At 73.5% G+C, this 8,530-nt stretch carries 6 protein-coding genes; all 6 read right to left on the minus strand.

All coding sequences use genetic code 11. The features are described 5' to 3' along the window. Positions 1-199: 199 nt before the first annotated feature. A complete protein-coding gene (locus ACFYS8_RS36000; protein ID WP_387649763.1) occupies positions 200-1,693 on the minus strand; it encodes a hypothetical protein in 1,494 nt (497 codons plus the stop codon). Positions 1,694-2,032: 339 nt separating this feature from the next. Beyond that, positions 2,033-2,680, minus strand: coding sequence for a YigZ family protein (locus ACFYS8_RS36005; RefSeq protein ID WP_387649766.1), 648 nt, complete (start codon positions 2,678-2,680; stop codon positions 2,033-2,035). A 113-nt stretch (positions 2,681-2,793) separates the two neighbouring features. After that, positions 2,794-4,104 (minus strand): DUF6986 family protein, encoded by a 1,311-nt coding sequence (locus ACFYS8_RS36010; RefSeq protein ID WP_387649768.1) that lies wholly within the window; start codon positions 4,102-4,104, stop codon positions 2,794-2,796. Between the two features lie 168 nt (positions 4,105-4,272). Beyond that, positions 4,273-5,979: a DUF2637 domain-containing protein gene (locus ACFYS8_RS36015; RefSeq protein ID WP_387649771.1), complete on the minus strand. Its 1,707-nt coding sequence runs from the start codon at positions 5,977-5,979 to the stop codon at positions 4,273-4,275. 280 nt (positions 5,980-6,259) lie between these two features. Beyond that, positions 6,260-6,928, minus strand: coding sequence for a LuxR C-terminal-related transcriptional regulator (locus ACFYS8_RS36020; protein ID WP_387649774.1), 669 nt, complete (start codon positions 6,926-6,928; stop codon positions 6,260-6,262). Continuing rightward, complete coding sequence (locus ACFYS8_RS36025) at positions 6,880-8,193, minus strand: sensor histidine kinase (protein WP_387649783.1); 1,314 nt, start codon at positions 8,191-8,193, stop codon at positions 6,880-6,882. The genes ACFYS8_RS36020 and ACFYS8_RS36025 overlap by 49 nt, the downstream gene beginning before the upstream one ends. Positions 8,194-8,530 lie beyond the last annotated feature (337 nt).

Genomic DNA, 8,530 nt, shown 5'->3' on the forward strand with positions numbered 1-8,530 from the left:
CGGCGGTCGTTCCCCCTGCTCGTCCGGCGCACGTCGGAGGGCCGCCGTCGGCGGGGGCCCGATCAGCATTGTCCCCCGTCCGGCGCTCCGGGTCAGCCAACCTTCGGGGTTTGGCCGAGCGTTGACGCAGGATCAGCCGACCGTGCCCGATCCGGGCTCCCGGGGGCGGCCCTCGGGAGCCCGGATCGGGCGCGGCGGTTCAGTTGGTGCGGGTGTTGGTCAGGTGAAGTCCGATGTAGCCGACGTAGATCCGGCCACTGCCGGAACAGTCGTCCAGGTAGTGCACCCGGGGGGCGGTGCCGCCACCGCCGATCCGCAGGTGGGCGCCCATGAAGGCGCGGCAGGAGGAGTCGACGACGGCGGGGACCGGCAGCATCCGCTGGCGCTTCCACTTGCCGTGGCTGGCGACGGTGCGGGACTCGCCGCGGACCGCCTTGCGCGGCGGGAAGCGGTGGCAGCCGGGCGGGGTGTGCTCGCACCACTGCTTGAAGTCGCCGCCGGCCTCGCCGCGCACGGCGGCGTCCGCGTACTCCTGGAGCGCGGTCAGACCGTCCCAGGTGAGCCGGGCCCAGCCGGGGCCGTCGGCCTGGCCGTCCAGGGCGAGCGTCTCCTTGCTGTCGCCGGTGAACTCCAGCAGCGGGAACTCGCCGAAGCGGTCGACCAGTTCGCCGAAGCTGACCGGGTCGGTGCCGCACCGGGAGCGGCGTGGCGGGCGGGGCTGCTCGACCCGCAACCGGCAGCGTTCCAGCCGGACCGCCGGGTGCGCGGGGCGCTCGGGGGCCTTGCGCACCTCGGGCGGCAGCCACAGTTGCGGCACCGCGTCCAGCGGGGCGGGCGGCGCGAGTTCGGCGGCCACCCGGCGCGGCTCGCGGGCCAGCAGGGCGGCGGCGCGGCGCAGGTTCTCGTCGATCCGCTGGCGTGGCAGGACGGGGTGCCGGGCGGCGTCGGCGCGGGACGCCGGGTCGACGTCGGGCAGGAAGGTGCGGACCGCGCCGCCGTACACCTTGTGGTACTCGAGGGCCAGGTTGAACCGTGGCAGCGCGGTGTGACCGAGCACGTACATCGAGGCCAGGCCCGGGAGTTGACGCAGCAGCGGGCCGAGCACCTCGTCCTGCCACTGCTCGATCGGCACGGCGGGCGGCACGCTGGCCACCACCGTCGGCAACTGCCGTTCCGGGTCGCACAGTTCGTCGATCAGGTCGTCCAGGTCCGCGGGCCCGAGCAGCCGCGGGGCGACCGCCAGCGGCACCGGGCCCTCGGTGGCGTCCAGCAGCGGCAGCAGCCGGCGGACGAGCTCCGGGACGGGGACGCGGCCGTGACCGGCCAACGCGGGCCCGGCGGGCAGGTGTTCGGCCTCGACGCGCAGCCGGGTCGGGCCGTCGGCGTCCTCGGCGGCGAGGGTGAGGGTCAGTTGGTCGATACCGTGCGGAGCGGGGGTGCGCAGCCGGCGGCGGCTGTAGCGGGCTTCGGGGCCGCGGCCGGGCAGCGGTCCGCCGTCGCGGTCCAGCAGCACCCGGTCGCCGAGCCGTAGTCGCTCCGGCAGGGCCCCGTGCTCGCGGGGCGGGGGCTCGTCGTGGCCCTCCGCCTTCAGCCAGGCGGCGAGCAGGTGGTCGACGAGGGCGGTCGTGTCGTGGTGCGGGCGGGGTGTCGCGGCCGTCAGCCGATAGGGCGGCTGGGCATGGTCGGTGGGCATACGCGGAACCTCCCGAAGTACGGTGCTGCGGTCTGCGAGTCCTCCTTCCGATGCCGTGCCGGATCGTGGTGTCCTGTCTAGGAGACGAAGTGACCATGAGGGGAAGTTCCTACTCCGGCCCCGTTTCCTTCGTTCGAGTGTCATCGGACGGCAACCGGAACTCCGCCCGCGCCGCCTCTGCTACCCGCCCGCCCGCGGTTGATGCCGTCCGCCCGACTCCCGCGCCGGCCCTGGAAATTGGCCGAAAACGACCGCGGTTCGGGGCCCCACCGGGCGCCCCGGCCCCTCACGCCCCGGGCCGCGCAGTCCTGTCGGACCGCGCGGGCCCTCGTGAACCTCTCAGACCTCGACCTCGACGAAGGTCCGCCCGGCCGCCTGCGCGCTGGCCGAACCGCCGGTCGCCTCGGCCAGCCAGGTGTGGAACTCCGTCACCTCCGGCTCGGGGACGCCCACTTCGATCCGCACCCCGTCCGCCAGGTACTCCAGCCCGGCCACCGTGTACCTGGCCGCCCGCACGTCGTTCTCCAGCCGCCCGGCCCGGGTGTGGTCCACGGCCACCGACAGCAGCGCGACCGGACGCCGCTCCAGCAGCCCGATCTCGTCCAGCGCCTCCGACACCGCCGACCCGTACGCCCGGACCAGGCCGCCCGCGCCCAGCTTGATCCCGCCGAAGTACCGGGTCACCACCGCGACCGTGTCGGTCACCCCGCGACGCCGCAGCACCTCCAGCATCGGCACGCCCGCCGTCCCGGCCGGCTCGCCGTCGTCGCTGGACCGCTCGCGCGGCTGCTCCTCCCCCACCACGAACGCCGTGCAGTTGTGCCGGGCGTCCCAGTACTGCTTGCGGATCGCCGCGATGAAGGCCTGCGCCGCCTCCTCGTCCGCGACCCGGGCCAGGTGGCAGATGAACCGGGACTTCTTGATCTCCAACTCGTGACTGCCATCGCCCCGGACGGTCAGGTACGGCTTCGGGCTCGGCTCGGCCATGACGCTGGTGCTCTCCGCTGTCGCTCTCCACCCGGCACCGCCTCGAACAGCGGCCACCGGTCTCGCCGACCAGCCTAGGGCCTCGGCTCCGGGTCACGCGGGGCCGTGGCTGCTCAGCGGCCCGCCAGCGCGTGCAGGGCGGCCCGGTCCAGTCCGGTGCGGGCGGTGATCTCTGCGGGGTCGAGGGCGCCGCAGTCCAGGCCGCGCAGCAGCTGGCCGCTGAGGGCGCGGGCGGTGGCGGGCTCGTCCAGTACCGCGCCGGCGGACTTGGCGAGGTATCCGGCGAGCCGGGCGCAGGCGGCGTCCAGGCCCTCGCGGTGGAAGGCGTACACGGCGGCGTAGCGGGTGGGCAGTTGGGCGGGGTGCAGGTCCCAGCCCTGGTAGTAGGCACGGGCCAGCGCGCGGCGGACCAGGCCGTGGTGCAGCCGCCAGGCGGCGTGCACCTGCTCGACGGAGCCGATGGGGAGCACGTTGGTGGAGCCGTCGGAGAGCCGGACGCCGGTGCCGGCCGCGGCGACCTGCATGACGGCCTTGGCGTGGTCGGCGGCCGGATGGTCCGGGCTCTGCTGGGCCGCGGCGACCCCGCAGGCGGCGCTGTAGTCGAAGGTGCCGTAGTGCAGCCCGGTGGCCCGGCCCTCGGCGGCCCCGATCAGCAGCGCGACGGTGGCCCGGCCGTCCGGGCCGAGGACGGCCTGCGTGGTCTCGATCTGGATCTCGAACCCGAGCCGCCCCGCGGGCAGCCCCGCCCGCCGCTCGAAGTCCGCCAACAGCCGGGCCAGCGCGGTGACCTGCGCGGGGTGGCTGACCTTCGGCAGGGTGAGCCGCAGGCCGTCGGGCAGCCCGCCCTCGGCCAGCAGGGTGCCGAGGAACACCTCCAGGGTGCGGATGCCGCGGGCCCGGACGGCGGCCTCCAGGCACTTGGTGCGGATACCGATGTACGGCGGCGCGCTGCCGTCGGCCGTCGCCGTGGCCACCAGCTTCGCCGCCCGCACCGCCTCGGCGTCCTCCTCGGTGTCGGGGCGCGGCCCGTAGCCGTCCTCGAAGTCGATCCGCAGGTCCTCGATCGGCTCGCGCGCCAGCTTGGCCCGCACCCGGGCGTGCACGTCCGCGAGCAGCGCGTCGTCGGGCACGCCGAGCGCCTGCGCCAGACGCGCGGGCGTCCCGGCGTGCCGGTCGAACACGTCGAGCGCCTGCGCGCCCCACTCGCGGACGGTGTGCGCCCCGAACGCGTCCGCCGGCACGTACACGGTGTGGACGGGCTGCCGGCCGGGCCGCTCGCCTGGGTAACGGCGCGTCAGTTCGGCGTCCACCGGCGCCAGCAGTGCCTCAACGGCGGCCCGGGCGGCGTCCGAGAACGCGACCTGCCGGGCGGGTCCGGGCTGAGCGGGCTGAGCGGGCTGAGCGGGCTGAGCGGGCTGTGGCATCCGGGGCTCCTTCACTCACCGCACGGCTCAACGAAACGGTCCGGCGAAGGTAGTGCTGCCCCACCACAGCGTCAATGGCCGCCCGCCGGGAGATCCGGCGGGCGGCCATGGCACGAGGGGTGCGGTGCAACGACGAGTTGAGGCGGCGTCACCGCAGGAGAGGAACGGTCACTCCCGGCCCGACTCCATGTACCGCTCCTGGAGCTCGTCCCAGATCTTCTCGACGTCCTTCACCGCCACGCCGCCGTCCGGACGCGAGCCCGGGACGCCGCGCTGCGACAGGTACTCGGCGAAGCGACGCTCGTCCGGCTGGCGCTGGTTCTCCTCCATGTAGCCGACCAGGGCGGCGAAGCACTCGTCCGCGTCCAGCGGCTCCGCCCCGCCCGCGAACGGACGGCGGGCCGGAGTCTCCTCCGCGCCCTGGTCGAAGGGCAGCGTCTCCGCCTCCATCATCGCGTCCAACCGCAGCGGCCGGCCGCCCAGCCGGATCGGCTCGGCCTCCTGCTCCTGCATCGGCTGCTGCTGGGGCTGGGGCGCGTGTGCGGCCTGCGGCGCGTACGGACCCTGCGGACGGGACGGGCCGCGGCCGTTCGCCATCACCCGCTCCGGCTCGGCGCCGGCCGGACGGTAGCCCTCGTCGTAGCCGTCCTGCTCCGGGTACCCCGGCTCGCCGTAGCCCTGGCCCGCGTAGTCCTGCTCCGGGTACGCGTCGCCCGGCTGGTAGCCCGACTGCGGGCGACCCGGCTCGGCCTCGTCCTGCGGGCGCGGGGCCTTGAACCACGGCGACGCCTGGCCCGGCACCCGGGCCGTGTGCACCTGGTCGGTCTCCGCCAGGTGCGAGCGCACCGGACGGGCCGTCCACACGTTCAGTTCCGAGGAGCGGTCCACCACCGGCGCGGCCTGCGCGGCCTCCGGGTCCTGCTGGTCCCGCAGCCGCACCGCGGCCAGCTTCGCCAGCGTCGGCACCGCGACCGCCGCCGACACCGGCGGCACCGCCTGCTGCGGCTGGGGCTTCGGCTTCGCAGCTGCGGGCGCGGGGGCGGGCGCCGCGGCAGGCCCGGCGGCCTGGCCCTGGTTCGGTGCCGCCGCACCGATCGCCGGCGGCTGACCCTGCGTCACCTGAGCGGCAGCCGGCACCGGACGGTCCGCCTGCACCGTCTCCTCGGTCTCGGGCGCCGCACCGCCGTGCACCTGGAGCGGGCCGTCGATCCGGTCCAGGATCGACGGGTCCAGCGGCACGCCGTACTTCGCCAGCTTCAGCGGCAGCAGCGCCTGGAACGGTGCCGACTTCCGCCAGCCCCGCCCGTACCGGAACCGCAGCTGCGCGCGGTACACCAGCCGGTTCTGCTCCAGCCGCACCGTCTCGTCGTACGAGCGCAGCTCCCACAGCTTCATCCGGCGCCACAGCCGGAACGTCGGCACCGGCGAAAGCACCCAACGCATTAGCCGCACCGACTCCATGTGCCGGTCCGCGGTGATCGCCGCGATCCGTCCCACCGCGTGCCGGGAGGCCTCGACCACCACCACGAACAGCACCGGGATCACCGCATGCATCGCCATGCCCAGCGCGTCGCCCCAGGACGCCGCCGCGTTGAACGCGATGGTCGCCGCCGTCAGCAGCCACGCCGTCTGACGCAGCAACGGGAACGGGATCCGCAGCCAGGTCAGCACCAGGTCCAGCGCGAGCAGCACCACGATGCCCGCGTCGACGCCTATCGGGAACGCGTAGGCGAAGGCACCGAAGCCCTTCTCGATCGCCAGGTCCCGCACCGAGTTGTACGACCCCGCGAAACCGATGCCCGAGATCACACACGCGCCGACGGCCACCACGCCCAGCAGAGCACGGTGCGCGCGGGTAAGGGAAGGACGTGCCATTCAGTGATCAACCCCTGGGACTCGGCAGCTGCCGTAGGACCTGTAGCCGCCGAGTACACGTCCCCGCCCGGGGCGCACGACCGCTGGACAACCCGGTGTTGATGCGCCGTTGACAGACTCGGCCCACCGGATACTACTCGCACGGGCGTTCACCCATGTCGCCAGGCCGGACCGGCACCACTCCTCCACTGGTCCGCACCACCGCGCGCACCGCGCCCACGCACGCCGTCGCAGGCCGCGCACAATCGCACGACGACGTCTCGCCGGCCCCGCCCGGGCGCTACCCAGCGGCCGGCCGCTCCGCCGCGCCGTTCAGGTACGCCAGCACCGCGAGCACCCGGCGGTTGCCGTCCTCGGTGGGGGACAGCTCCAACTTCCCGAAGATGTTCGCGATGTGCTTGGCCACCGCCCCGTCACTGATCGTCAGCCGCGCACCGATCGCCGAGTTCGAGCAGCCCTCCGCCATCAGCCCCAACACCTCCCGCTCGCGCGGCGACAGCCGCTGCAACGGCTCCGAACCCGCGTTGTGCTGCAGCAGCCGCCCGATCACGTCCGGATCCATCGCCGTCCCGCCGGCCGCCACCCGGCGCACCGCGTCCACGAACTGGTCCGCGTTGAACACCCGGTCCTTCAGCAGGTAGCCCACCCCGCCGGTGCCGTCCGCCAGCAACTCCCGTGCGTACAACTGCTGGACGTGCTGCGACAGCACCAGCACCGGCAGGCCCGGTATCTCCCGACGTGCCGCCAACGCCGCCTGCAGCCCCTCGTCCGTCAGCGTCGGCGGCAGCCGGACGTCCACCACCGCGACGTCCGGCCGCTCCGACAGCAGCGCCGCCAGCAGGTCGGGCCCGGTCTCCACCGCAGCCGCGATGGTGAACCCGTGGACCTCCAGCAGCCGCGTCAGGCCTTGGCGAAGGAGGTAGAGATCCTCGGCGAGGACAACGCGCACGGCAGCTCCATCGTGATGGTGGTCGGCCCGCCCACAGGACTGTCGAGCGAGATCACTCCGTCGAACGTACCCAACCGCCTCTCGATCCCGCGCAATCCGCCACCAGTCTCCATCCGCGCACCCCCGTGCCCGTCGTCCGTCACCACCACCCGCAGCCGGCCCGCCCGGTGCAGCACATCCACCCACACCTGCCTCGCCCGCGCGTGCTTCGCCGCATTCGCCAGCAACTCACTGACGCTGAAGTACACCGCCGTCTCCAACGACGCCTCCGGACGCCCCGGCAGGCTCACCGTCACCTCCGTCGACACCACCGCAGTCAGCGCCAACTCCCTTACTGCATCCGGCAGTCCGCGCTCTGCCAGCACGGGCGGGTGGATGCCCCGGACCAGATCCCGCAGCTCCTGCAACGCCTTAGCCGATGACTCCCGTGCCTCTGCCAGCAACTCCCGCGCTGCCGTCTGGTCGCTCCCCATCAGGTGCTCGATCGTCCCCAGCGTCAGCCCGATCGCCACCAGCCGCGCCTGCGCCCCGTCGTGCAGATCCCGCTCGATCCGCCGCAACTCCGCCGCCTGCGCGTCCACCGCGTCGGCCCGAGTTTCCGTCAGATGCGCTACCCGTTCGGTCAGTTGGGCCCGGCTCTGTTCCGGCCCACCGCCCAGCACCCGGCACGCCAACTCGTGGTGGGCCCGCACCGCCCACGGCATCGCCAGCAGTCCGACCGTCATCATGGCCACGCCGATGAGCACAGAGATCAGCAAGTTCGTCAGGTGGTTGTAGATCCCGAAGTAAATCCGGTGGTCCACCTGTGTCGTCAGAATGAAAATCAGCCCGCCCCAGACCAGCACCATCGGCACGCCCAGCAACGCCACCACGCCCACCGGATTCGCCAGCAGCCACAGCCCTTCCCGCCGCACCTGCCGATCCCGTACCGCCCACTGCACGAACTGCACCAGCCGCGCCACCTCCAGCCTCCGGTGGTACGAGGCCCCCGTCCACCAGAACCCGCGCGCGTCCTGCTCCAACGGCTCCCGCGTCGAATACACCACCCGCCAGGGCTCCCCGGACACCTGCTCCACGCGGTGCCGCGTCCACGCCGCACCGTGCCGCACGAGCAAGTACAGCACCGACGCCCCCACCACAATCGCACTCGGCGCCGCAGCGAACGGCGCGAGCGGCCCCCCATCAAACAGCTGAACCGCCGCCAGCGCCGTGAACACCGCCGCCAACACCGGCACCACCGGCCCCGCAGCCGCCGCCACCGCCATCACCACGCCCTGCCCCCAGGCCCGCACCCCTGCCCGCAGGCGCTCCCCCACAACGGACCTGACGGCCCCACCGTCGAACCATGTTGTCGTCGCCAAGGCCTACTCCCCGAGATTGATCGCCGTCCCCAAGAACGCTCTCAGTCTCTCCCCGGCACCCCGGCCGGCACATTGGCCGTGCCACCCGTCTTTCAGGTGGACCTAACTCCACCCCGATCGGTGGTGACTGGTCCCGGAAATGCAAGAAAGCCCCCCGCCAAAAGGCGGGGGGCTTTCCCTGAATGATTGTTCGGCGGCGTCCTACTCTCCCACAGGGTCCCCCCTGCAGTACCATCGGCGC

The sequence above is a fragment of the Kitasatospora sp. NPDC004615 genome (assembly GCF_042873545.1).
Lineage (GTDB): Bacteria > Actinomycetota > Actinomycetes > Streptomycetales > Streptomycetaceae > Kitasatospora.

Excerpts from the sequence above, each read along its gene's own strand:
- ACFYS8_RS36010 (WP_387649768.1), bottom strand. The coding sequence starts at position 4,104 with ATGCCACAGCCCGCTCAGCCCGCTCAGCCCGCTCAGCCCGCTCAGCCC.
- ACFYS8_RS36025 (WP_387649783.1), bottom strand. The coding sequence starts at position 8,193 with ATGGCGGTGGCGGCGGCTGCGGGGCCGGTGGTGCCGGTGTTGGCGGCG.
- ACFYS8_RS36000 (WP_387649763.1), bottom strand. The coding sequence starts at position 1,693 with ATGCCCACCGACCATGCCCAGCCGCCCTATCGGCTGACGGCCGCGACA.
- ACFYS8_RS36005 (WP_387649766.1), bottom strand. The coding sequence starts at position 2,680 with ATGGCCGAGCCGAGCCCGAAGCCGTACCTGACCGTCCGGGGCGATGGC.
- ACFYS8_RS36015 (WP_387649771.1), bottom strand. The coding sequence starts at position 5,979 with ATGGCACGTCCTTCCCTTACCCGCGCGCACCGTGCTCTGCTGGGCGTG.